A 25381-nucleotide genomic window follows, 5' to 3' on the forward strand; every position below is an offset into this window, starting at 1 on the left:
TGTGTTTGATGGGGCCGATTTATAAGGGAGTCATCTGGTATATACCAAATACCCTTTATCACTATGGATATGCCGGGAATGCGCAAAGGGGTCTTCGCCGGGTGCTGGATGGGAGATCGGTACCGTTCGGTATCTAAACCGATACGTATCAAGGGATTACCGTACATCCCTGTAAAGCGGCCCCTCAGTTCAGGCGAACACCTTGAAATGTTTTGAAAATATTTAATGTTGGACAAATTGACGCCACTGGATTGTCGCCCTAGTATCGCCGCCGGTTGATGGCATAGCGCCATCTGAAGGGCGCCTTGTCGCCTTCGTGTATCGAGATCTCGACATGGACGTTCGTCAGTTTGCCTTCCTGGCCCGCCAGCCTTCTGCTGCCCTGAAAAACCGTGAGCATTTCCTCGGGCTGCCCAAGCGCGGGTTGGCGTTCATTCTGGCGAACGCGATGTTCTGGCAGCCGTTGCTGGCCCAGGCGGATGGGATCGTGGTCAATGCGCCGGGCACCACGCTGGGCCAGGCGGGTAATGGCGTACCGATCGTCAATATCGCCGCGCCGAATGCCCAGGGGCTGTCGCATAACCAGTTCAGCGACTACAACGTCGGGGCCAACGGGGTCATCCTCAACAACGCCACCGCGCGTACCCAGTCCACGCAACTGGGCGGGATCATCCTCGGCAACCAGAATCTCAATGGCACGGCGGCCAATGTCATCCTCAACGAAGTGAATGGCGGCAGTCCGAGCCAATTGCGTGGTTACACCGAAGTGGCGGGGCAGTCCGCCCATGTGATCGTCGCCAACCCGTATGGCATCAGTTGTAACGGCTGTGGTTTTATCAATACGCCACAGGTGACGCTGACCACCGGCAAGGCGGTGATTACCAACGGCCAGGTCACGGGTTATCAGGTCGACCAGGGCAGTGTTTCCATCGATGGCGCGGGTCTTAACGCCAGCAATATCGACCAGTTCGAAATCATCACCCGCGCCGCGAGCATCAACGCGCAGATCAATGCCAACCAATTGACCGTTATTGCCGGTCGTAATGATGTTGACGCCCGCACTCTCCAGGCCACGGCGCGTGCCGATGACGGCAGCACCAAGCCACAAGTGGCGATCGATTCCTCGGTGTTGGGTGGCATGTACGCCGGCGCCATCAAGCTGGTGGGGACCGAAGCCGGGGTAGGGGTAAAACTGGCCGGCAATCTGGCGGCCAGCGGCGGCGATATCCAGCTCGATGCCAACGGCCAGCTGAGCATGGTCCAGGCCACCGCCAGTGGCGCCGTCAATGTGAAGGCCGCGAGCCTGGATGCGCAAGGTCCGGTCTACGCCGGCAGCACCTTGAACGTGCAGACCACGGGTGACTTGAATAGCCAGAACAACCTGGCGGCCAGGAACAGTATCACCCTCAACAGCGGCGGCCAGTTGACCAACCACGGCATCATCGAGGCCGGGGTCAACGCGGATAACACGCGCAACACCACGGGCGATGTCAGCGTTACGGCGCAGAACGTCGTCAACAGCGGGCAGAGCGTGATTGCCAGTCGCGACTTGACGGTGACCGCGACGCAAACCCTGGGCAACCAGGGCGGCACCTTGAGTGGGCAGCGGCAAACCAGCGTCACCGCTGGCACGCTGGACAACCAGAACAAAGGTCGGGTCCTGGGGGGGGGCACCCTAGGCGTTGCTGTCGGGCAACTGCTCAATGCCCAGGGCGGTCTGGTCCACAGCAGTGGAGCACTCAATGGCCAGTTGGGCACCCTGAGCAATCAAGGGGGCGAACTGTCGAGCCTCGATACCCTGACCGTACAGATGGCCTCCCTGGACAACGTCGCCGGGCTGGTTTCCGCCGGGCAGGCCCTGCACCTGAGCAGCACGGGCGCCCTGAACAACCAGGGCGGGCAGATCACCGGCCTCGGTACCCTTGATCTTCAGGCGGGAACCGTCGACAACAGCCAGGGCGGCAAGATCGCCAGCAATCAGGCCTTCACCCTGACTGCCGCGAGCCTGGACAATCACGCGGGTGGCCTGCTGAGTGCCATCGGCCCACTGCAGCTGGATCTGATCAGCGCCATCAATGGCGGTGGGCGGATCTCCAGCCAAAGCGACCTGGATGCCCGGATCGCCCAATTGAACAACCAGCAGGGCCAGTTGGTGGCTGCCGGCAGCCTGGGCCTGAGCGGTGCCTCCCTGGATAACCGCAATGGCGGCGTCGTCTCCTCGACAAAAGCGCTGACCCTCAACGTCAACGCTATCGATAACCGCGCTGGCGCACTCTCCAGTAGCGCCGACGTCAGCCTGACCGGCTCGACCCTCGATAACAGTAATCTCGGTAAAGTCCTGGCGACCACTCACCTGGGCCTGACAGTGGCCCAGGTGATCAACCAGGGCCAGGGATTGCTGTCCAGCCAGGGCAGCCTGTTGTTGTTCGGCCAGCACCTGGACAATGGCAACGGTCAGGTAGTCACCAACGGCGACCTGGATATTCGCCTGGATCAGGCCCTGGGCAACCTCAAGGGATTGATCAGCAGCGACGGCCATCTGAATGTCAGCGCTGCCAGCCTGGATAACACCGGCGGTACCCTGTCCAGCGGCCTTGGCCTGGTGCTCAGCAGCACGGGCGCAGTGCTCAGCCAGGGGGGCTCGATTACCAGTGGTGACAGCCTGACGCTGACCAGTCAGAGCCTGGACAACAGCCTGGCTGGGGTGATCAGCGGCAAGGGGGCCAGCCGCATCAGCACCGGCACCCTGGACAATCGTCTGGGCGGCCAACTGACCAGTAACGCAACGCTCGACCTGACCGCGGGCCAGGTCAGCAACAGCAATGCCAGCCGGATTGCCAGCGACGGCGCCCTGACCGCCAGCGTCAGTGGTTTCGACCAGCAGGGCGGAAGCCTCGGCAGCCAGGCCTTCCTGAGCCTGGACCTCAACCAAGGTCAGTTGAACAACCAGGGCGGCCTGATCAACGCACCATTGCTGATGCTGAAAAACCTTCAGGGCGTGAACAACCAGGGTGGCGAAATCTCCAGCGCCCAGGCCTTTACCCTGGCCGCCGCGAGCCTGGACAACAGCCAGGGCAAACTGATCAGCAACCAGGCCCTGACCCTGAGCATTGCCCAGGCGTTGAGCAACCTCAATGGCAAGATCTCCGCCAATGGGATCGATAGCCATAGCGGTAGCCTGGACAACAGCCATGGCCTGATCAGCAGTTATGGCAGCCTCGGGTTGACCGCCGATACCTCGATGGTCAACCAGAGTGGCCTCATGATTGGCGATGGTGCAGTGCTGCTGAATGCCGCCAGCCTCGATAACAGCCTGGGACGGATTTCCGGCAAGACCGATGTCCACGGGACGATTGCCAGCCTCAACAACCAGGGCGGCCAACTGATCGCCCAAGGGGCGCTGGGCCTGACCGGCACCAGCCTGGACAATCGCCTGGGCGGACTGCTGGGGTCGACACAAGCGCTGACGCTCGCGGTCGATCAGGTCGACAACCGCGGCGGCGAACTGTCGGGCAAAACCGGCCTGAGCCTGAGCGGCGACCAGCTCGACAATAGCGATGGCGGTCGTGTCGTGACCGATCAGGCGCTGAACCTGAACGTAGGCAGCGTGCTTAATCGCAACCAGGGCCTGCTTTCGGCCCAAACCGGCCTGACCCTGCTGGGCGGCAGTCTGGACAACACCACGGGTAGCCTGAGCAGCCAGCGTAATCTGCTGCTGACGCTCAGTGCCGACCTGAACAACGGCGCCGGCACGATCAGCAGCGAAGGGCTGTTGACCGTCAGCGCGGCCAGCCTGGCCAACCGCCTGGGTAGCCTGTCGAGTGCCGGTCAGTTGAGCTTGGGTGGTCTTGGCCTGCTTGATAACCAGGGCGGTCGTCTGGTCACCGACGGCGGTCTCGACCTGCACAGCACCAGCCTCGACAACCGCCAGCAAGGCACGATCAGCGGCCTGGGTCCGGTGCTGATCGCCACCGGCAATTTCGATAACAGTCACGGCGGTTTCCTCAGCAGCGGCGACCACCTGAGTCTGACCACCGCCCAACTGACCAACCAGGATGGCGGCCGTATCGGCGCCAAGGACCTGACTGCCAGCGTCACCGGCCTGGACCAGCAAGGCGGTTCGCTGAAGGGCGATGCGTCGCTGACCCTGGACCTCAACCATGGTCAACTGAACAACCAGGGCGGCCTGATCAACGCGCCGTTGCTGGTTCTGAACAACCTCAAGGGTGTGAACAATCAGGGCGGCGAGATCTCCAGCGCCCAGGCCTTCACCCTGGCGGCTGAAAGCCTGAGCAACGACAACGGCAAATTGCTGAGCAACCAGGCCTTGACCCTGCGTATCGACCAGGCGCTGAGCAATATCAAGGGCATGATCGCGGCGGCTTCGGTGGATGCGCATGCCGGCAGCCTCGACAACAGCGGCGGCACCCTGACCAGTCGCGCCGACCTGGGCCTGATCGTTGATGGTCAGTTGACCAACCAGAACCTCGGTCTGATCAACGCCACCAATAACCTGACCCTCAACAGTGCCGGCCTCAACAACCAGGGCGGCAGCCTGCTGGGCAGCGCCATCGCCCTCGACTTTGGCGCGGCAACGGGCGATCTGAACAACGCTGCCGGCCAGATCACCACCGCCGGCAACCTGACGATCAACCACCTGCGTGACCTGAATAACCAGGGCGGTGTGCTCAGCAGTGCGCAAAACCTGAATCTGACAGCGCGGACCTTGGACAACAGCAACGCTGGCCAGTTGATCAGCAACAATCTGCTGAGTCTGAGCGCCGACAACCTCATCAACCAGAACGCTGGTTTGCTGTCCGGTTGGCAAGGCGTGACGATCAACGCTGGCTCGCTCGACAACCGCAACAACGCTACGGTCTCCAGCCGCAGCGGCAACGTTGCCGTGACCCTCAGTGGTGCGCTGCTCAACAGCAATGCCGGGGCACTGGCCAGCCAGCAAGCCCTGACGGTCAACGCTGCCAGTATCGACAACAGCAACAAGGGCATTCTTTCCAGTGGCGCGGGGCAAGCGCTGACGGTCAGCGGTCTGCTGAACAACGCCCAGGGCGGCCTGATCGACAGCGGCGCGGCCCTGACCCTGAACGCCATGGCGTTGACCAGCAGCGGTACGATCAATGCACAACAGGCGTTGACCTTCACCGGTACTGATCTCGACAACAGCAACGGCACCCTGAGTGGCGGTGCCGGCGTCACCCTCGACCTGCTCGGCACACTGACCAACACCAACGGCAAGCTCTCCGCGGTCGGTCCGCTGCTGGTCCAGCGTTCCACCCAGATCAATAACCAGGGCGGTCAGCTCTCCAGCCAGGGTCTGTTGACCCTGCTGACTGGCGGCCTGGATAACAGCAACAACGGCACTATTGGCTCCGGCGACAAGCTGCTGATCACCTCGACCGGCACGCTACAGAACGGCAGCGGCGGCCTGATCGCCAGCCGCAACGCCGACCTGCAACTGAGCGCCAGCAGCTTCGGCAACGGTAAAGGTTCGCTGCAAGGCCAGGGCGCGGTCAGCCTGGATATCAGCGGCGATATCGACAACCAGAGTGGCCAGGTGATCGCCCAGAACGGCGACCTGACCCTCAATGCGGCCAATATCGACAGTAGCGGCGGTCTGCTGTCCAGCATCAGTGGTGCACTGCAAGCCCGTGTCGTCGGCGTGCTGAAAAACGGCTACGACCTCAACAACAACAGCCAGGGCGGTGTGCTTCAGGCCCAACGCCTGGACCTGCAAGCCTGGGGCGGTATCGACAACTACGGCGGGCATCTTGTCGCGCAAACCGGCGATGCCGTGATCGCCACCGGGGCAGGGGACTTTGATAACCGCAACGGCGGTGTGTATGCCAAGGGCCTGGTCCAGGTCACGGGCCATAACTTTGATAACAGCGGTGATAACGACGGGCAGATCAGCGGTAACCAGATTGCCCTGACGCTGGGCGGTGCGCTGAACAACCGGCTGGGCATTATCGAAAGTGGCAACAACCTCACGATCAGCGCGGCCAGTCTCGACAACCAGACCGGACAATTGCGCGCACTGGGGACCAGCGGCAAGACCGAATTCCAGATCGGCGGGCTGTTCGACAACAGCAACGGCAAGCTGGAAACCGCCACCACCGACCTGACGCTCAATGCCAGCAGTTTCCTGAACCAGGGCGGCAGCCTGCTGCACCTGGGGACGGGCACCCTGGACATGTCGACGGCCAATATCTTCAACGCTGGAGCCGGCAACCTGGTGACCCGCGGCGGGCTGACCTTGACCGCCGATAGCTGGACCAACAGCAGCGTGCTTCAGGTCGGTCGGTTGACGTTGAATATCAACAATCTGACCCAGACCGGCAGCGGCCAACTGCTGGCCACCGACAGTCTTACCGGCACCGGTGGCAACTGGAGCAACGATGGTCTGATCGCCAGTAACGGCAGCCTCGCGTTGAACCTGAGCGGCAACTACAGCGGCAACGGCAAGGTCAGCAGTCTGGGTAGCCTGGGGGTGAGCGCGGCACAAATTGATCTGGGGTCGGCGGCTGGCATTACGGCGGGTAGCACGGGCCTGGTGAGCAGTAGTGGGAGCCTGACGAACAATGGTCGAGTGACGGCTATTGGCGATCTTACGGTCAATTCCGCGAACCTGACCAACCAGGGCACCCTGGGCAGCGCCGCGAATCTGCGGGTCAATGCCGACACGTTGCTCAACCAGAATGGCCTGATCTTCAGCGGCGGCGATATGGCGCTGCGCACCAACAATTTCACTAATCGTTACGCCGACGTCTACAGCCTTGGAAATATCAGCATTGCCAAGGATGACAATAACGGGGCGAGTGCTTCGATCAATAACATTTCCTCGACGATGGAAAGTGTCGGCGATATGAGTCTGTCGGCTACGCATATCGAGAATCGCAAGGACGTTTTTCAAACGACTGGGGGGTTGGTTTCGGCGTATATCGGGGTGCAGTGCTACAGCTGCTCTGCATTTGATGGAACCAATGTGAGTAGTCATCTGGTTTGGGTGGAAAACTACGCTTCTCAGATCGTGCAGGACTCTGCGTCGGCCAGTATGACGGCAGGACGTAACTTTCTGGCCAGCGGTGGGGATTTTCTCAATCAGGCTTCGACGGTTAGCGCTGGCGGCAACTTGACCCTCAGCTTGCAGACGTTCACCAATCAGGGCGCCTCTGTAGGTGATTACAGCGTACGGCGTTCGTTTGCTGCTCCTGGCACAGCGCAACAAGATTTAGATAGCTGGCATGCGTTGATGGACTACAACGCTGCTAATGATCCTGCCTATGACGACGGAATTTTGGGGCATGCAGAGGCAGGGGGGGGTGGGCCATTTACTCATCCCGGTTTGCATCTCTGGACCAGCGACAACGTTGAGTCCATGGCCCGTGTAATGGAGCGCAGTGGAGGACGATCAGGTAACTCCGAGATCGGCTTTGGCCCGATCAGTGTTGATTACAGTGGCGGTTATGAGATTTTTACCTCGCCTCACTACAACCCGGATGAGCCACGAGCCGCAGCTCCGGCCTTTGTGCAAAACGCGGCTTTCTTCGAAAACACCCTGACCTACAACACCCCGTCAACCTACGCCAACGCCATCGTGCAGGCCGGTGGCGCGGTCAATATCACCGCCACGCAGAACCTCACCAACAGCGTGGTCCGCCAAGGCGTCAGCCTTGTTGGCGGAGCGTCACGGGTCGGCTCAACCCAGGTCAGCAGCCTGCCGGCGCCCACCGTCGTTAGCCTCAATGCCCAACTGCGCCCCGACTTGGCCCAGCAGCAGGTCAACCCAATCACCTTGCCGGGATTCACCCTGCCGAGCGGTCAGAACGGTCTTTTCCGTCTGAGCGGGCAGGGCAGCACTTCAGCCAGCCTCGCCCCGCAAACCTGGAGCATCGGAGGTAGCAGCCTGGGTGTCGCACAACGCCAACCCGTTGCGTCGGTCACTCAGGCCCAGGATATTGGGCCCGTCAACGCCACTCAGCTCACCTCTAGCAGCGTCGACCCGGGCATTGCGGCACGTCAGCCGGCCAATATCAGCGCGCCAGCCATCAACCTCGGTGTCTCGGCCAACGACCCGGTGACGCAGGTCGTTCCGGTCGGTGCCCTGAGCATCCCCCGCGTCCTGGGCCTGCCCGATACCTCGGTCAAGTCCAATCCGCAGAAATACCTGATCGAAACCAACCCGGTGCTCACCGACCTCAAGCAGTTCATGAGTTCGGACTATCTTCTGTCCAACCTGGGTTACAACCCGGATGACAGCGCCAAGCGTTTGGGTGACGGGCTCTACGAGGAACGCCTGATCGACCAGGCTGTGGCGGCCCGTACGGGGCAGCGTTTCATCGACGGCCAGACCTCGGACGACGCCGAGTTCAAATACCTGATGGACAACGCCATCAGCAGCCAGAAGCAGCTCAACCTCAGCTACGGCGTCGGCCTCACCAACGAGCAGGTTGCGGCCCTGACCCACGACATCGTCTGGATGGAAAAGGAGGTGGTGGACGGTCAGGAAGTCATGGTGCCAGTGCTCTACCTGGCCCAGGCCAACAACCGCCTGGCGCCCAATGGCGCGTTGATCGAGGGCAACGATGTCAACCTGATTGCCGGCCAGGACCTGACCAATAGCGGCACCCTGCACGCCAACAACACTTTGTCGGCGGCGGCGGGCAACGACCTGGTCAACAGCGGACTGACCCAGGCCTACGCGCGTCTGGACATGCTGGCCGGCAACAACCTGACCAACACGGCCGGGGGCGTGATTGCCGGGCGCGATGTGACGTTGACCGCGGTCAGCGGAGATGTGGTCAACGATCGCCCGGTGACCACCGCCGCCGGCTCCGACGGCTATATGTCTTCCAGCTACGCCTATGCTGACGCGGCCGCACGTATCGAGGCCGCCAACGACCTCACCATCAACGCCGGTCGTGACGTCAACAACGCCGGCAGCGTGTTGCAAGCCGGTCGCGACACCAGCATCACGGCAGGACGTGACGTAAACCTGGTGGCAGTGCAGACCGATAACAAACTCGCCGGTGGCAAGGACTTCCTCGACGACAAAGTCACGCAATTGACCGGGTCCGTTACGACGGGTCGCGACCTCTCGGTCAGCGCGGGGCGCGATCTTTCGGCCATTGCCAGCCAGCTTGATGCAGCCCGTGATGCCACTCTGTCCGCCAAGGAGAACCTGGTTCTGGCTTCGGTGGCCAATGAGTCTCACACCTACTCCGATGGCAACCATAGAACCCAGCAGGCGGATCATGTTGCTCAGGTGGCGGCCAGCGTCAGCGCCGGTGGTGATGTCCGGCTTAGCGCAGGCCAGGACATGACGGTTGTTTCAAGCAAGGTCACTGCCGGGAATGAGGCAGACCTGGTAGCCGGTGGCAAGCTGAACGTACTCGCTGCGCAAAATACCGATTACACGCTGTACGACAAGAAGGACAGCGGTGGCTGGGGCAGTAGCAGCAGCCGGCACGATGAAGTCACGCAGATCACCAATGTTGGTAGTGAGATCAAGGCCGGTGGCGATGTCGCGTTGATCAGCGGCAGCGATCAGCACTATCAGGCGGCGAAGCTTACGAGTGGCAAGGACCTCACCCTGCAGAGTGACGGGAGCATCGACTTTGAAGGTGTGAAAGACCTGCATAAGGAAGACCACGCCAAGAGTGACAACAGCCTGGCCTGGACCAGCATGAGCGGTAGCGGTAGCACCGACGAAACCCTGAAGCAGACCGAGATGTCGGCCAAGGGGCAGTTGGTTATCAAGGCGGTCGATGGGCTGCATATCGACGTCAAGCAGGTCAATGAACAGACGGTGAGCCAGGCCATTGACGCAATGGTCCAGGCCGATCCGCAACTGGCCTGGCTCAAGGATGCCGAGAAACGCGGGGATGTTGATTGGAAGCAGATCAAGGAACTGCATGACTCCTACAGCTACAGCAGCTCCAGCCTTGGGCAAGGGGCGATGCTGGCGATCATCATCATTGTCTCCGTGCTGACGGCAGGTACAGCAAGCACTTTGGTGGCATCAGCAGGTGAATCAGTGGGGGCTGGCAGTACCATGGCGGCCGCTACGACAGCTACTGCTGCCACTGCTACGACTGCTGCAACCGTCGCTACCTCAGCCGGGCTGGGAAACATCATTGGATCGGCAATGTTGACCTCCCTGGCCAGCACCGCTGTGGTCAGTACCATTAATAACAAGGGTAATTTGGGCGCAGCTCTTCAGGATACCTTCTCTTCGGGCAGCCTCAAGGGAGCCGTACTTTCTGGCGTCGAGGCAGGTATTGCTTCCCAGTTTGGTTTTACTCCAACCGATTTGACGTTCGATTTGCCCAGTGCTCAAACCGTCGCAACTAACGTGGCAGCTAACGCGCTGGCCAAAACTGCGATCATGGGCGGTAGTTTGACCGATAACCTGCTTGAGTCAGCAGTGGGGACGGGGATCAGCATTGGTGGGGCTATTGGCGCCAACAAGATTGGCGATGTCACCGCGTTTGAAAATGGAAAGCTGACTCAAGTCGCGATGCATGCTGCTCTCGGTGGACTAATGGCCGAGGCCATGGGGGGGGATTTCCGTACTGGAGCTCTGGCCGCTGGAGCCAACGCAGCTTTGGTGGATTTTCTGGCAGAAAAATTACTGCCGGCTGGGGGGAGTAGTGACGGTGAAGACTACAAGCAGGGTGTGAATAAACTCCTGGCAGCGTCCCAGCTGATTGGAGTATTGGCAGCCGCCGCAACAGGAGGGGATGCCTCAGTCGCAGCCGCGGTATCGGCGAACGGAACGCTGTACAACTACTTGAATCATGCGGATATGGAAAAGCTTGCGGAGGAGCTCAATACCTGCGAGCAAACCAATACCTGCGACGGAGTCTCTACCAAATATTTTGAAAAGCACCTGGCCAATGAGCAGACCCTCAAGGCGGTTTGTGCTGTAGATAGAACAGGGTGCCAGACCGCCGTACTCGATATTTACAACGCAGTGTTGGGGTTCCAGCAGGGTGACTACGATGTTGACAATTTGTCCCCGGAGCTCAAGCGTACCTTTGAGGCCTTCCATGAGCTCAACATCGACGCGAGTGCCGCTCCTACTGCTACGATAGCGATGCCTTCGGTTGAGGCCTTCATTCAGGCTTTGGGGCTTGATCCTTCTGATCCTCGAGTGAGCAGTGCGGCTGTTGCGCTTGCTACATTGATTGTGGGTAAAGCATCATCTGGTGGGCCCAAGGTGCCTCCTAAATTGCAGCCGTTCACCAACCCTCCTCAAGGTCCCGTTATTCCTTCAAACTGGGTCAGCCGGCTAGGTAGGACGCCAGATAGCATGATTTATTACCCGCCGGGTACTGACCCAAGCGCTCCTGGGAGTACATATATTCGTGTGATGCCCTCCGGCTCAACCCCTATTTCAGGACTAGATAATGGTTATTGGATTTCTGTGAAAGATGGGCAGCCGATTAACCCTGCAACGGGTGGGACAGGTACTAGGGGTGAGACTCATGTTCCGTTGCCACCTGATACATTTCCACCTGCGCGATAAGGAGTAATTATGGTTGTTATTGATAATGCCGATTTAGCGGAGCTACAGTCATCATTGTTCACTGGTGTAACCGTCGGGCTCGGTTCGCAGGTTTTGAATTTTGAGAACAGTGTTTCCATTTTGATTCAATGCCCTTTTAAGTGTGAGATAGAGGGTGGGGTTAAATGGGGGCATGGTGAGGAAGCGATTGATAGTGCACTATTATTTTCATTTTTAAATCATCGGGTGGAACAGGTCTCAATTGAAAGTGATGGTACTTTGATAATGAGATTTGATGTAGGGGGGGTGACTATTCTTCCTGAGAGAAATGGGCTGGAGTCTTACGTATTTACTAGCCGTTTGGGTATTTGTCCTGTTGCGATTATTTGAAGTTTCGCAAAGGATCGAAAAGGGGACGGATTTGAATGGCACTTACTTAACGGCTAAGTGTCTGAATTAAAAGCAAGAAATGAAAAAGGCCGGTCTTGGTCTAAGGTGATAGTTGCGAACACCACCGGCAAGCCACGTAGGCATCCCCCAACGCAATATCACCTCGGCCCAAAGTGTCTGGCAGGGTTCTGGGCAGCATCTGCTCATACTGTGAAAACGCCCTAGCGAGGCATTCCCCACTGGCGAGGCAGACGATCCCCACCAACCTGCAAATGGGAACGCCCAGCCCAGCTTTTTGCGCACGAGATTGCGGGTAGGCTGCTTGGTTGGTTTGATTTTTTAAGCCATATCAGCTAGTTAGGTGCTGAACAAGTGCCATTCACATACGCTCCATTTTGACACCAATGACAGCACGCCATGGACAGATTAGGCTGACCAGGTGTCAATTGCGGAGGTCTCCATGAACGCCCAACTTTCCCCCATCGTTTCAGAGTTCGAAACCGAAGAGCAGGCTGCCAGCTATGACCGCTGGTTTCGCGCCAAGGTGCAGGCTTCGCTTGATGATCCGCGCCCAAGCATCCATCACGACGAAGCTATGGCTAGGCTTGAGCAGATGTTAGAGGACAAGCGCAAGGCTTGGCGTGCTGCTCGTTAAGTGGAGGCCTCAGGCCCTCGACGCCCTGGCCGAGATTCTCGATTACATTGAGCAATACAACCCCGCTGCCGCCGCTTCTCTGCACCGCACAATTGTGGCCGCTACCGAGGGGCTATCCGCAATGCCCTACAGCTTCAAGCATGGCTGATTGCCCGATATTCGGGAAATGGTTGTCCATCCAAACTACGTGGTGGTGTACCAAGTGGTCGAGCATATCGATATAGTGACGGTGCTACATTCCCGGCAACACTACCCCTGATGTGAGTGGTATTTACTTATCCTTCTTCGGGCATCTATTTTTCCTGACACCGGTCCTCGCTGATCTATGTATTGTCATTAGCAAGGGCAGGGCTTGGCGTTTCGTCGACTAAGTCGATGGCATCGTAGGACTGCGAGTCGGCGGCTTTTTCTACCGCAGGCGCAGCCCGCGACCCTCAATCAGCACGCGAAGAATCCTTCCGAAAAAACTCATATTTCCCACATGCTTCAGGCATGGGAGAATATTGCGTGCGCCAAACGCCAGGGCTACAGTTCGGATGTCGCTGAAAATTCAGCGACATCGGGTTTTGCAGCCCGGGTTCTAAGAAGGCGTACAGCACCGCGGAAGCGGTTTTTTTGCTCGCGTTATGGCGAGCTGTGCGCAGGAGGCTTCGGCCTGCCGGTTCCTTCTTACCGGTCTGCAAACCTGTGTACGGCTCGCCACCTTTCGTTTTGCAGCGTGGAGATGACGAGTTCTCTTACAGTTAAGAAGGAGCGTCACCATGTCAAAGAAAATCACCCCCGATCCGCCGGTTGTTCGCAAACCTCTCGGTACCGCTGACAGAAGCGTTTACCTGCGCAAACTCTCTGATACCCCATCCAACGAGCCCGAGTCGGTCCCGACCAATCCCCCTCGGTTGCTCGACACCCTCGCATTCACCTGCGCCAAACCCGTCACCCCCGAAGCCCCATACAAGCCCACGCTGTTCGCCATCCAACCCGGCATCAACGCCCAGGACGCACTGATCTACGTTTCCAATCTGCTCGAAACGGCGGAACTCAACGGCGACGAAATCAGCCTGCATACCAACCCCGTCGAGCGAGCGTTGTTCTGGGGTATGTTGCATTCGGTGGAGGTGGCGCGTGCGGTGGTGGATGCCTTGCTTGAAGGCGCGTCCCCATCCAATCAGCTGTCCGCCGTAGCGGGCAACCATTCGGTTGATTGAGGTAGTGAGCAAATAAATCTGTTCCCGTTTCCCCACTTAGAGAGATCAAGCTTGGCCGCTTGATCTATTTTTCGTTAAGAGCTGCGCAAAACACACCAGGCTGAAACTTCACTCAGCATGCCTCTCGGCGCTCTAACCCTGAACAGGCATCAGAACCGACCTTGTGTGACGATGGAGGAACTCGACCTCCGTGCGCAACACGTCGTCGAACGCCGCCCCACCTTCGTAGACATCGTAGTGGCCACCGCTGCTGCGGAACAATTCGGCCCGTGGTGCTCGGCGTGCGACCTTGAGCGCGGCAGGCACCGGTGCAATGGAGTCTGCCTCCGGGACAACCAGCAGGAGCGGAACACGCACGAATGCGGCGCGGCGCACGGGGCGGCGCCAGGAGAAGCTCAGCAGAGACCGCGCGGCCACGCGGTTGTGCCATTGTGTCCCATCCTTCGGTGTCATGAGCCTCTCTCCGAACAGACCGTCCGGTGTGGCGCCGATGGACAGCTCCCCAGGTTTCCCATGACCGGGAATGTAGATCGGCTGGCGGCCGAACAGGGAACCGAGAAGGTCAAACAGCGCCAGCCCAAAGAGTCGGATTCCGTTCTTGGGCGGGGCCATCATCGCCGCGGCCAAGCCGTCCGTGAGTGGGGCCTGGGCAATCGCTCCAGCCAGCCGAGTGTCGGAGACAGCCAGTTCGAGGACATGCATGCCGGCGAACGAAGTCCCCCAGACAATGACCTGGCGCGGATCGATGTAGGCCTGCTCAACGGCCCAACCGATGACGCTGCTGTAGTCCGCGAGTTGGCGTGGGACAGAGAGCACCTCGCGCGGCTGTCCACCGGAACCACCGAAATTTCGGTAGTCAAAGGCGATGGCGACGAATCCTTCCTCGCTGAAGCGCTCCGCGAACGGCGCCAGTCCTCCCGCCTTGATGGCGCCGATACCGTGAGCCATCACCACGGCAGGGTGGGGGCCGCTGCTCTCGGGCAGGTAGACCCACGCTTCGATCATGTCGCCCGACGCCGTCGCAATCTGCACGGTGATACGCCTGGTGGAGGACTTGTTGGGGGATGTCATGGGCATTGCCTTCCTTTCATTACTGCTCGGCTCCGCTTGGCGGAAGCTTGAAATTAATGACCTGCGCCGGCGAAGGCGCGATAGTCGACGCTGCGGTTTCTGGCCATCAGCAGGAGCAGTAATGCCAGTCCCAGCGCTGAGACGATGGCTCCCGTCATGCCCATGTAGGAAACGCTGACAGTGCTGAGGGTGACGCCCCCCAGCCACGATCCCAGTGCAATACCTGAGTTGAAGCCGGCAATGTTCAGCCCGGCCGCGACACCATGGGCGTGCGGCACATACTGCTCAGCGACCCCCATCAGACGGGCCTGCAAGGCAGGTACAGCAGCGAAAGTGAACATGCCCAGCAAGGCGACAAGGATGCCCATGACCGCGGCAGACTGGGCAAAGACCCACATGCCGAGTGCGGAAAGGGCAATACCGACGATCATGATCACGCTGGCCCGGTTTACCCCGAGACGATCGGTCAGCTTGCCACCGAGCACGTTGCCGATTGCGGCAAACACACCATAGACCAGCATGAAGATGCCGACGGTGTGGCTGCTGACGTGCGTCACCTCGGTGAGCAGCGGGGCGATGTAGGTATAGGCGGTGAACGAACCGGCATAACCCAGCACGGTCACAAAGGCGGCGGCCAGCAATGCAGGATGGAAGAGGGCCTTGAGGGCCTGCCCTACGGATGCGTTGCCTCCATGACCTGGTGCTTTCTCAGGTTCTTTCATGCCCAGCAGCAGGCCAAGGAAACCCAGTGCACCGAATACGGCAATGGCGCCAAGCACGGGGCGCCAGGAGATCATGCCGCCCAGATAGGTGCTGATCGGGACGCCAATGGCCATGGCAATAGTGAAGCCACCAAAGACGACAGCCACTGCGCTGCCGGCTTTCTTCGGCCCAACGAGGCGTGCGGCGGTACTTGAGGCCACTGCGAGGAAGAGGCCATGCCCCATCCCTGCGACAAAGCGTGCGGCCAGCAGCATCGACAGGCTGGTGGCGAATGCCGCGATCAGGCTACCGGCCGAGAACACCAACACGGTCATCAGCATGACGCGCTTGCGCGACCACCCCGCAGTCAACGCCGTCAGAATCGGTGCCGCGAAGGTCGCGCCCAATGCATACAGGGTGACGGCGGCGCCAGCCTGCTCGACCTTGACGCCAAGGCCCTGGGCCATGACCTCGGTGAGGCCGATGGGAACGAATTCGGCGAGGCCCAGCGCAAAGGCGCTGAGGGTGAATATGTACACGATGAATGGCATATGAGCCTCTTTCGGAATTGGGAAAAAATCGGCCTTTTGCCGTGATTGCCCGGAATCCTAGAGAGGTTGAATTGATACTGGAAATTATTGTTTATGGGTCTATAGATAAATATATTTATACGTCTGTTCAGGCTGGGCACTATGCTGACAGCCCATCAGGCGCCTGATAGTCCCGGGCTTACCCGCCTGGAAAACTCCGAGAGGGCGCCGGCATCGGCGTGGTAGCGCTTCATGAGTCATCTTGATCATTTACGGACATTCATTGAGGCCTACCGGCTGCAATCCTTCTCGCGTGCGGCCGAATCGTTGGGGATGACACAGCCCGGCGCGTCGCTGCACATTCAAGCGCTGGAAGCCTTCGTGGGCAAACCCCTGTTCGTACGGCGAGCCCGTGGTGTCACGCCGACAGAGGCCGCAGACGAATTGGCACGAGCAATTGGGCCGATGCTGGACGGGCTGGAAACACGCCTGGCTTCCTACCGCCTCAGCGGTGAAATTGGCGGGACCGTCCATATCGCCGGCCCCTCCGACTTTATCTATTCAAAGATTACATCGGGGCTGGCGCCTCTAATGGCCCAGGGGTTTCAGATTCGTTTACATACCGGTAACCGGGAGCGCATCTATAGCCTACTCAACAGTTCAACCGTCGATCTGGCCATTACGGCCTCCATGCCGGATGAGCGTTCCCATGGGTTTGCACGGCTGTTGACCGAACGGTTTCTGCTGGTGATGGCCCCCCATCTGGCGAAGGCGCTTGGCAAACAGCCCACCGAACAGGGGTTGGCGAAGCTGCCGCTGATTGCTTTCGACGAAGATCTACCGCTGATTCGGCCGGTGTGGACAGCCCTGTTCCGGTTCGCGCCGACCTTGCAGGCTGCACTCACCATTGCGGATCTGCGTATTATCCAGGACCTGGTTGTGAAGGGGCAGGGATGGAGCGTCCTTCCCGATTACCAGTGTACCGAGGCGCTTGAATCGGGAAGGCTGGTGACTATTACGCCGCTCCAGGACGCCCCGACGAATAATCTGTATCTGGTCTGGAAAAAAGCCTCGATGCGCAATCCGAGCATTGTCCATGTGCGCGATTTCATCCTTGGATTGTTTGCGGATCAGGCCGACTAATTTTACGCGACATCAAATATCCGAACAGCAACACGCATCACGCCAACAAAAAACAAGGATCCGTTCATGACGTTCAATCTCCCCCGCACCGTATTGGCCACCACCCTCGGCCTGGCGCTCGCTTGCGGTTTTACCGCCCCGGCCTGGAGCGCCGAACCCCATAAACAAATCCAGGCCGATGCCGAACAGTACAAGGCTGAAGCCTTGAAGTTGCTGGAGCGTCTGGTGAATATCGATTCGGGTTCCGGCTACGAGCCGGGCCTGACCCAGGTGCGTGATATCGCCGTCGATGAGCTGAAAAAGCTCGGCGCCACCATCGAGCTGGTTCCCGATGCGCACGCCCACAACAGTCATGTACTCGCTACCTTCAAAGGCACCGGCAAGGCAAAAATCCTCTTGATGGCGCATATGGACACCGTGTTCAAGGAAGGCTCGGCGAGCGAGCGGCCGTTTCATATCAAGGACGGCCGCGCCTATGGCCCCGGGGTGATGGATGACAAGGGCGGCATCGTCGCCGGGATCTATGCCCTCAAGGTGCTGAAGAACCAGAACTTCCAGGACTACGCGCAGATCACCTTCCTGCTCGACGCCAGCGAGGAAACCGGCTCGGATATCGCGTCCGAACTGATCCGTAAAACCGCCAAGGCCCACGACGTCACCCTGAACCTGGAACCCGGTCGTCCGGCCGATGGCCTGGTGGTCTGGCGCAAAGGCAGCGCCACCGCGGTGGTCGAGGTCAAGGGCAAGGCCGCGCATGCCGGTGTGGCGCCAGAGCTGGGGCGTAACGCGGCGATGGAGGCGGCCCACCAGATCCTGCAACTGAGCAAGCTGGGCGACGAAGAGAAGAAAACCACCATCAACTTCACCGTGCTCAAGGCCGGGGACCGGGTCAATGTGATTCCGGACGAGGCCATTGCCAAGGCCGATGTGCGGGCGGCCTTGCCGGAGGAGTTCGATCGGATCGAAAAGGACCTGGCCCGGGTTTCGGCCAACAAGCTGATTCCGGAAACCGAGGTCAAGACCAGCTTGCTGCGCGGCCTGCCGCCGATGCCGGAAACCGCCGAGTCGGATGCGCTGGTGACTATTGCCCAGGGGATCTACGGCGAACTGGGCCGCAAACTGACCATCGAGGGCAGCGGCGGGGCGGCGGATGCCAGCCTGTCGGCGGGCGTGGGCACGCCGACGCTGGATGGCTTCGGGATTGTCGGCGGCAATATCCATACCCCCGAGGAGTACGCCGAGGTGGAAAGCGTGTCCCCCCGGATCTATCTGCTGAGTCGGATGATCATGGAACTGGCCAAGCGCTAGGGCCTGGTTGGTTCAGATCTCTTTTGCAGAGCGGGTAACCTGGAATCGCCCCTACCACCGCGTGCAGTTGCAATTCCGTATCAAAAGCATCTCGGCTGCACGCTATTGGGTGTACTATCAAGGTTCTGTCCATCAGATATCAGTTAGCCATGTCCACGCTAAGCGAAGAGAGCCGCCGGATCGTAGCTTCTCTGGCGCACCGCGTCGGCCCTAACGCTGACATTGAAAAAGTCGCCCACGCGATTATTTCGACCTTGCAAGATATGGGCGCTGCCCTCACTGGCATTATCGGCCAGCAAGGGGTTGCCGCGCTCTATCGCCGCAGTCTCCACCTGAGTACCTCCACTCATCCTCGGTTGGCCAGCACCTATGACAGTGTGCAGGGCTCCATGGATCTGACGGCCCTCTCATCCGTACTCGCCGAGCAAAGCGAAACCGATGCGCTGTTTTTCGGTGAAGTGTTGCTGACCACTTACTACGAGTTGCTGACCACACTGATCGGGCCTTCGCTCACCGCGCGTTTGCTGAGTAGCGTGTGGGAACCTTCTTTGAGTGACACCCCTTCGCAGGAAAATTCGCCATGAGCACCAAAGTGACTATCAACCGCCTGGCCACTGGTGTGCCAGGACTGGACGAGGTGCTGGGCGGGGGATTGCCGGAATTTTCGTTCAACATGATCGCCGGCCCGCCAGGCTGTGGCAAAACCACCCTGGCTCACCAGATGATGTTTGCCCTGGCGACCCCCGAGCGCCCGGCGCTGTTCTTTACCGTGCTGGGCGAGCCGCCGCTGAAGATGCTGCGCTATCAGCAGCAATTCGACTTTTTCGACAGCGAAGCGATCAACCAGTCGATTCGTTACGTCAACCTGGCCGATGACACCCTGGCCGGCAATCTGGACGAAGTGCTGCGACGCATCGTCAGCGAGGTCGAGGCGCACTCGCCGGCGCTGGTGTTTGTCGACTCGTTCCGCTCCGTGGTGCTGGCGAGCCAGACCCAGGACAACCCGAACAACAACCTGCCACAGTTCGTTCAGCAACTGGGCATGTTGATGACCACCTGGCAGGCGACGACCTTCCTGATCGGCGAGTACTTCACCGAAACCGATACCAACCCGATTTTCACCGTGGCCGACGGCCTGATCTGGCTGCGCCAGAGCGTCGAGCGCAACTCCATGGTGCGCAAGATGGAAATCATGAAGATGCGCGGCCAGCCTACGCTGCCAGGCCTGCACACCTTCCGCATTGCCAGCTCGGGGATCAAGGTGTTTGCGCCCGCGGCGCTCAACCCGGTGGAAGCGCCGCTGGAGTTCCCGATCAAGCGCTTGAAGATGGGCGTTCCGCAGCTCGACGACATGCTCGGTGGCGGCTTGCCTCGCGGCTATTCCTTGCTGGTCGCCGGGCCCTCGGGTTCGGGCAAGAGCATCCTGGCGGCTGCCTTCCTCGCCGAAGGCGTGCGCAATGGTGAAACCGGTGTGATCGCGGTGTTTGAGCAACGCCCCAATCACTCCCAGAACGCTACCCTTGCCGGACTGATCCAGAGCGGGCAGGTCGGCCTGGTGGACAGTCGCGCTCCCGATCTGTCGATTGATGAAATTGTCCAGTTGCTGCTCAGCGAGATCAACCGGCTGAAAGCCAGCCGTGTGGTCATTGATTCGCTGTCGGGGTTCGAACTGGCACTGGCGCCGACCTTCCGCGAAGACTTTCGCGAGTCGCTGTCGCGCATGGTCACCGCACTGACCAGCGCGGGCGTCAGCGTGCTGATGACCTCGGAGCTGGAAGACCGTTATACCGACCTGCGTTTCAGCCCCTACGGCACGGCGTTTCTCACCGACGCGATCATTGTCCAGCGCTATATCGAAGTGCAGAGCCGCTTGCTGCGTATCATGGCCGTGGTCAAGGTGCGGGCCAGTGCCCACTCCGATGAGTTGCGTCTGTATCGTATCGACGATAACGGTGTGCAGATCGGCGAAATGTTGCCGGATCAGGAAGGTTTGCTGGGGGGACGGCCAACCCGGCAGTCTCCTCAAGTCAACAATGGGTGAGTCAAGGCCATGAGCGAAGCCGATAGCAAGGAGGAGGGCGCGAAGGCGATTGCCGTTCGCGAACTGCTTCTGCTCGGCCAGAAAACCGTTGAGGCGCGCGCTGTCCTGGCGGCCCTGCAAAAAGAGTTGAGCGATGCCAGCAGCCGTCTGATCGACCTCCAGCAGGTCGAGCAACTGATCGAGGCCAACCAGCAATTGGTGCTGGCGATTCTCCTGGCGCAGTCCGATGCGCAAAAGCCCGATCTTGCGCAGGAAGAACAGCGGCTGTACCTGGCGTTGCGCGAAGCCAACGAGCAATTGGTGATCGCCGCCCTCAGCGCACAACATCTGCAAGCCTCGGCCGAACACGCGCTGGAACAGCAACGCAATGTCCTCACCCTGGTGGCCCACGAGCTGCGCAATCCACTGACCCCCATCAGCATGATTGCCGGCCGCCTGGTGCGGGTGCCCAGCGAGGAGCTGCCGCGCATGCAGCAACTGATCGAAGGGCAGGTGCGGCACATGTCTCGATTGGTGGAAGACTTGCTCGACGTTTCACGGGCCAGCACCGGGAAGTTTCGCCTCGATTGCCGCGTGATCGATATGGCGCAGATCCTTCATGAGGCCATCGAGGTCTGCAGTCCGGTGATGGTCGCTCACCACCTGCACTTCAGCAGCGAACTGCCCGCGTACGGGGTGGCGGTGAATGGCGATCCGGTCCGGCTCACGCAGATTCTCGGCAACCTGCTGGGCAACGCGGCCAAATACACACCCGCTGGAGGGGCGGTCAGGCTTTTGGTCTCGACCTCGGCGGACGTAGTGGAGATCAGGGTCCGCGATAACGGCATTGGCATTTCCGCCCAGGCGCTGCCCTTCATCTTTGAACCGTTTGTGCAGGATGTCCACGCGATCGGTTTCAACGGCGCGGGCCTGGGCATCGGCCTGACGGTGGTGCGTGAGCTGGTCGAAGCCCACGGCGGCACCGTGACGGGCAAGAGTGACGGTGATGGCAAAGGCAGCGAGTTTGTCGTGACCTTGCCATTGGTGAAACCTTGCGACATGCAGGCACCGTGTTTCTAGGAAGGCGAAGGGATTCACCGTGGCTTTGCATCAGCCCGCCTGGGTATAACGCTCTATAGGTGGGTGCTCGCGGTGTTCTGCCTGCCAAAGATCGTAGTCTGCTTGAATGCTCAGCCAAAGACGTGCAGTGCTGATCCCTGCGCGCTCCAGCCTTACAGCAAGGTCCGGGCTGATGGGGGCATGGCCATGCAGGATTCTCGAAAGCGTCTCTCGAGCAAAGCCCAGATGGCGAGCAAATTCGGTGATGGTGGTCCCCAGACCGGGTATCACATCATCGAGAAGGATTCCGCCAGGATGAGGTGGGTTGAACATGCCCATGGAAGAACCTCCGTTCAGTGGTAGTCCAAGTAGTTGACCAATTCGACGTCCGCTCCTACGAAACGGAAGATTACACGCCAGTTGGCGGTCACGGTGATTGACCAGAATCCTGACATTTCACCTTTTAGAGCGTGCAGCCTCCAACCGGGAAGGTTGACATCATCTGGCGTCTCTGCGCGGTTCAACGCGAGCAATACGCCAGATAATCGCTTCGCCTGGTCCGCTCTGATGCCGCTGGTTGAGCCACTTTCAAAAAAATCCGAAGGCCTTTATGCCTCCAGCTGACGATCATGGTTTGATTGTGATGTGATACATCACACTCTGCAATGGCCGTGTGTCTGCTCCTTTTGCGAAGACCATATGAGTTCCTTGAGAGGGGACTACCGAGAAATCAATTCAAGCGAACTCATGATCCAGTCGAGCAGGCAGCGTTTCTATCGGATGCGGCTTTGATCCGAGTAGAAATTTCTCTTTTTGAGGTTGGTTAACGGCAGATCGTATGGCTAACGGAGGGGAATGTCGGGTTAGCAGAGGCGAGGGATGCAAGCGATCATCTGGACGTCAGCGCGTAGCTCATCCAACGAACGACTATCAAGGAGCCGGCCAAGCGCTAACATCCAGCCCTACTTGGCAATTGGCCTGGCATCCATTCATCCAACTCAGCTGCCCCCGACTTTCCAATGTTTGACATCCTCGGCAAAAATCATCTGCTTCATTTCGTGGGCGATGCCGTAGGCCAGTGATTCATGGGCGGCAATCACTTTTTCCTCGGCCGACAGGCATTTGAATATATCCAGTTGGGTCGCCGCATCGGCGGTTTCGATCTGGTAGATCTTCACGTAGCGCGCCAGGTCGTTGTCCAGGCTCGACAGGTATTCCCGCAGCCGTTGGTGGTCCACCGAGCTCTGGTTGAAATACCAGTTCATCGGATGGATCAGGAACCGCGAATGGGGCGCGGTGATACGTCGGCCGGCCGCCAGGTACATGATGATGCCCATGGATTCGATGTTGCCGGCATTGATCGCGCACAGCGGCACCGGCAGCGACTTGAGAAAGGTGTACAGGGAGAAACCGAAGTTGGTGCTGCCGCCGGTGGTGGACAGGTTCAGCAACAGTGAACTGGCGCCTTGTTCAATGGCCTCCAGGCAACAGTCGCGAAAACGTTCAGTGGTGCTCTGATCAATCTGGCAATGAAAGTGGACGATGTGCTCGGTCATTGCGGGCCTCCCAGGCTGAACGATTCTGGCATGAACACGGGCTCTATTGAATGGAGTGCAAAAACCGGGCAAAGGTTTCTTCGGCGCTGCGCTCCCCAACAGTTTTCTCTGTTCAAACGTCGCTACGGCGGAACTTCCCTTCATGCCTTATCAATAAAAAGGCCGCTTTCCACCGAAGAGAGGGGAAAGCGGCCTGACCGCATGACTTCACGGTTGGATCAATGATCAGCTACGGCCACCGCCGCCATGCTGACCACCTTTCTTGTTGGCGTCAGGCTTGCCCATGTCCGACGCTTTCTGCCGGTCGTTGGCAACGTTGCCACCCGCTCCCTGGCCGCCTTTCTTGCCGGCCTCAGACGCTTTTTCACGATCGTTTGAATGATTCCCAGGATTTGAATTTCCGGTATTAGCCATGGTTCAGTACCTCTTGGTTAATTGAATGTTACCTGCAATAACAGCAAGCACTTATTGGGATTGCCGGCCTGGGTGAAAAGTTGAATATAATTTTCTGGAAGTGCGACGAACGGTAGTTTGATATTGATTTGATATTGGCGCGGATCGGTTGTTTGGGTGGCTTATTAGTCAACGAAATAAACACGGTAAGTTTATAGCGAATATTTTATAGGCTCGTTTGAGAGTGAAAGTGTTTGAAGCGTCTAACTTTCCTTCCTTTTCTGTTTATAAAATTGATCTGATTCGACTTGTGTCGTACCTGGGCGACGGGCCTCCAGGCGCAGGTGTTTATGTCGACTTGGCGGGCGCCGATCACTGACCAGGTTGGGCACGGCTGGCCCGGGTCTGATTCGGGGGATGGATTAATTATTTCGGCCATCATCTTTACGATCACAATGATGATGGATATCATCAATGCGGCAGGTGCATGAGCGTTTGCCGCAATCCGCGGCAGCGCGTCCAGCGCTTGGGAGTGGGGTGCGTGGGTGCCCCTCGATGTCTGTGTCTGCAAGCTGAGGGTGTGCCAGTGGAATCTGAACGGATGGAGGAACAGTCGCCGTCGGCGCGGCTTTTCCATAAGCGCAAGGTAGTCGGGGTCGCGGGGGGAGGGCTGTTGTCGGTGGCGCTCTGCGCCGGGCTGTTCATGGTCTGGGGCGGTAGCCACACGGCTTCGGCGGGTGCCGCTCCGGCGCTTCCCGAGGTGCTGGTCAGCCAGCCCCTGGTGCAACCGCTGGAGACCCGGCTCGGTTTCCTCGGCCAGTTTTCCGCGGTCGACCGGGTTGAGTTGAGGGCCCAGGTCGGCGGCACGCTCACCGGCATCCACTTCAAGGATGGTGAACTCGTACAGAAAGGCGCGCTGCTGTTCAGTGTCGACCGGGTGCCTTACGAGATCCGCCTGGCCCAGGCCAAATCGCAAGTGCAGCGTTCATCCGCGCGCCTGACCTACGCCAAAAATGAACTCCAGCGTGCTGACGAGCTGGTGCGCAACAACGCAGGTTCGGTGCAGAGCCTGGAACAGCGCAAATCCGAATGGCAGGAGGCCGAGGCTGCGGTGGCCGAGGCGAATGCGCAGGTTCGCGACGCCCAGTTCGACCTCGATCATTGCCAGATTGTCGCGCCGTTTTCGGGCCGGATCAGCAACCACCTGGTCTCGGTCGGCAACCTGATCGCCGGCAGCCGTGCCGCGGGCAGCCCGACCACGTTGCTGGCGACCCTGGTGTCGGTGGACCCGATCTACCTCGATTTCGATATGAGCGAGTCGGACTACCAGCAATACAAACGCTACAAGGCCAACGGCCAGGGCGTCTCGGCGGACAACGTGCAGATCGCCGCCGACGGGGGGCGTGATTACACGACGCCGGGCACCCTGGACTTTATCGACAACGCCTTGAACCGTTCCAGCGGCACCATTCATGCCCGCGCCATCGTCAGGAACGGTGACCGTGGGTTGACCCCGGGGGAGTTTGCCCGGGTCCGGGTGGTCACCTCCGCCAGCGCGCCGACGTTGTTACTGCCTGATGCGGTGGTGCTGCCCGATCAATCCCGTTTCAACGTGCTGACCGTCGACAAGGATGGCCGGGTCGCGCCCAAGGAGGTCAGTGTCGGCGATATGCGCCATGGCCTGCGGGTCATCAAGTCGGGGTTGTCCGCGCAGGATCGGGTCATCGTCGGCGGGCTGCCGTTTGCCGCGCCGGGTGCCCTGGTCAATGCCAAGGACACGACCCTCAAAGCTGACAACGATCCCGCGAAGGAATAGGCCCATATC

Annotated in this window: 16 protein-coding genes and 2 pseudogenes; 11 read left to right on the plus strand and 7 right to left on the minus strand. The window is 59.4% G+C overall.

Features of this window, described 5'->3' with window-relative positions:
- Window positions 1-334: 334 nt before the first annotated feature.
- The gene (locus CWE01_RS18450; protein ID WP_100941972.1) at window positions 335-11545 is read left to right on the plus strand and encodes a filamentous hemagglutinin N-terminal domain-containing protein; all 11211 of its coding nucleotides are present in this window, start codon (window positions 335-337) and stop codon (window positions 11543-11545) included.
- Window positions 11546-11554: 9 nt separating this feature from the next.
- Entirely contained in the window at window positions 11555-11914 is a 360-nt protein-coding gene (locus tag CWE01_RS18455) for a hypothetical protein (protein ID WP_100941973.1), read from the plus strand.
- A gap of 130 nt (window positions 11915-12044) precedes the next feature.
- Here the strand turns inward: CWE01_RS18455 and CWE01_RS33900 are convergent.
- Window positions 12045-12242, minus strand: a pseudogene (locus CWE01_RS33900) (IS4 family transposase); the annotation flags it as partial.
- A 132-nt stretch (window positions 12243-12374) separates the two neighbouring features.
- On the opposite strand from CWE01_RS33900, the gene CWE01_RS18460 reads away from it, so the two are divergent.
- The 3 genes from CWE01_RS18460 (at window position 12375) to CWE01_RS18470 (ending at window position 13774) form a co-directional block, all read left to right on the plus strand.
- Window positions 12375-12569 (plus strand): stability determinant, encoded by a 195-nt coding sequence (locus CWE01_RS18460; RefSeq protein WP_100941974.1) that lies wholly within the window; start codon window positions 12375-12377, stop codon window positions 12567-12569.
- A complete protein-coding gene (locus tag CWE01_RS34335; protein WP_315975349.1) occupies window positions 12556-12717 on the plus strand; it encodes a type II toxin-antitoxin system RelE/ParE family toxin in 162 nt (53 codons plus the stop codon). The genes CWE01_RS18460 and CWE01_RS34335 overlap by 14 nt, the downstream gene beginning before the upstream one ends.
- 613 nt (window positions 12718-13330) lie before the next feature.
- Window positions 13331-13774 (plus strand): hypothetical protein, encoded by a 444-nt coding sequence (locus CWE01_RS18470; RefSeq protein ID WP_100941975.1) that lies wholly within the window; start codon window positions 13331-13333, stop codon window positions 13772-13774.
- Window positions 13775-13906: 132 nt separating this feature from the next.
- On the opposite strand, the gene CWE01_RS18475 is transcribed toward CWE01_RS18470, so the two are convergent.
- Both CWE01_RS18475 and CWE01_RS18480 read right to left on the minus strand, forming a co-directional pair.
- A complete protein-coding gene (locus CWE01_RS18475; protein WP_218274289.1) occupies window positions 13907-14845 on the minus strand; it encodes an alpha/beta hydrolase in 939 nt (312 codons plus the stop codon).
- A gap of 53 nt (window positions 14846-14898) precedes the next feature.
- A complete protein-coding gene (locus CWE01_RS18480; RefSeq protein WP_100941976.1) occupies window positions 14899-16098 on the minus strand; it encodes an MFS transporter in 1200 nt (399 codons plus the stop codon).
- A gap of 231 nt (window positions 16099-16329) precedes the next feature.
- Between CWE01_RS18480 and CWE01_RS18485 the strand changes: the two genes are divergently transcribed.
- The 5 genes from CWE01_RS18485 to CWE01_RS18505 all read left to right on the plus strand — a co-directional run bounded on the left by CWE01_RS18485 (window position 16330) and on the right by CWE01_RS18505 (window position 21628).
- Window positions 16330-17220: a LysR family transcriptional regulator gene (locus CWE01_RS18485; protein WP_100941977.1), complete on the plus strand. Its 891-nt coding sequence runs from the start codon at window positions 16330-16332 to the stop codon at window positions 17218-17220.
- 66 nt (window positions 17221-17286) lie between these two features.
- Window positions 17287-18528, plus strand: a complete 1242-nt coding sequence (locus CWE01_RS18490) for a M20/M25/M40 family metallo-hydrolase (RefSeq protein ID WP_100941978.1) — start codon at window positions 17287-17289, stop codon at window positions 18526-18528.
- A gap of 149 nt (window positions 18529-18677) precedes the next feature.
- Window positions 18678-19112 (plus strand): hypothetical protein, encoded by a 435-nt coding sequence (locus CWE01_RS18495; protein ID WP_256579380.1) that lies wholly within the window; start codon window positions 18678-18680, stop codon window positions 19110-19112.
- Entirely contained in the window at window positions 19109-20569 is a 1461-nt protein-coding gene (locus CWE01_RS18500) for an ATPase domain-containing protein (protein WP_100941980.1), read from the plus strand. The genes CWE01_RS18495 and CWE01_RS18500 overlap by 4 nt, the downstream gene beginning before the upstream one ends.
- A 9-nt stretch (window positions 20570-20578) precedes the next feature.
- On the plus strand, window positions 20579-21628 hold the full coding sequence (locus CWE01_RS18505) for a HAMP domain-containing sensor histidine kinase (protein WP_100941981.1): 1050 nt from the start codon (window positions 20579-20581) through the stop codon (window positions 21626-21628).
- A gap of 30 nt (window positions 21629-21658) precedes the next feature.
- Here the strand turns inward: CWE01_RS18505 and CWE01_RS18510 are convergent, their stop codons facing one another.
- From CWE01_RS18510 to CWE01_RS18525, 4 genes and pseudogenes are all read right to left on the minus strand, one after another.
- Window positions 21659-21946 (minus strand): HigA family addiction module antitoxin, encoded by a 288-nt coding sequence (locus CWE01_RS18510; protein WP_100941982.1) that lies wholly within the window; start codon window positions 21944-21946, stop codon window positions 21659-21661.
- Window positions 21947-21960: 14 nt separating this feature from the next.
- Window positions 21961-22238 (minus strand): annotated as a pseudogene (locus tag CWE01_RS18515) (type II toxin-antitoxin system RelE/ParE family toxin).
- Window positions 22239-22605: 367 nt separating this feature from the next.
- The gene (locus tag CWE01_RS18520; protein ID WP_100941983.1) at window positions 22606-23163 is read right to left on the minus strand and encodes an ATP-dependent Clp protease proteolytic subunit; all 558 of its coding nucleotides are present in this window, start codon (window positions 23161-23163) and stop codon (window positions 22606-22608) included.
- Between the two features lie 225 nt (window positions 23164-23388).
- Window positions 23389-23577: a KGG domain-containing protein gene (locus tag CWE01_RS18525; RefSeq protein WP_100941984.1), complete on the minus strand. Its 189-nt coding sequence runs from the start codon at window positions 23575-23577 to the stop codon at window positions 23389-23391.
- A gap of 580 nt (window positions 23578-24157) precedes the next feature.
- Between CWE01_RS18525 and CWE01_RS18535 the strand changes: the two genes are divergently transcribed.
- Window positions 24158-25372, plus strand: coding sequence for an efflux RND transporter periplasmic adaptor subunit (locus CWE01_RS18535; protein ID WP_100941986.1), 1215 nt, complete (start codon window positions 24158-24160; stop codon window positions 25370-25372).
- Window positions 25373-25381: the final 9 nt, after the last annotated feature.

The sequence above is a fragment of the Pseudomonas sp. QS1027 genome (assembly GCF_002814235.1).
Lineage (GTDB): Bacteria > Pseudomonadota > Gammaproteobacteria > Pseudomonadales > Pseudomonadaceae > Aquipseudomonas.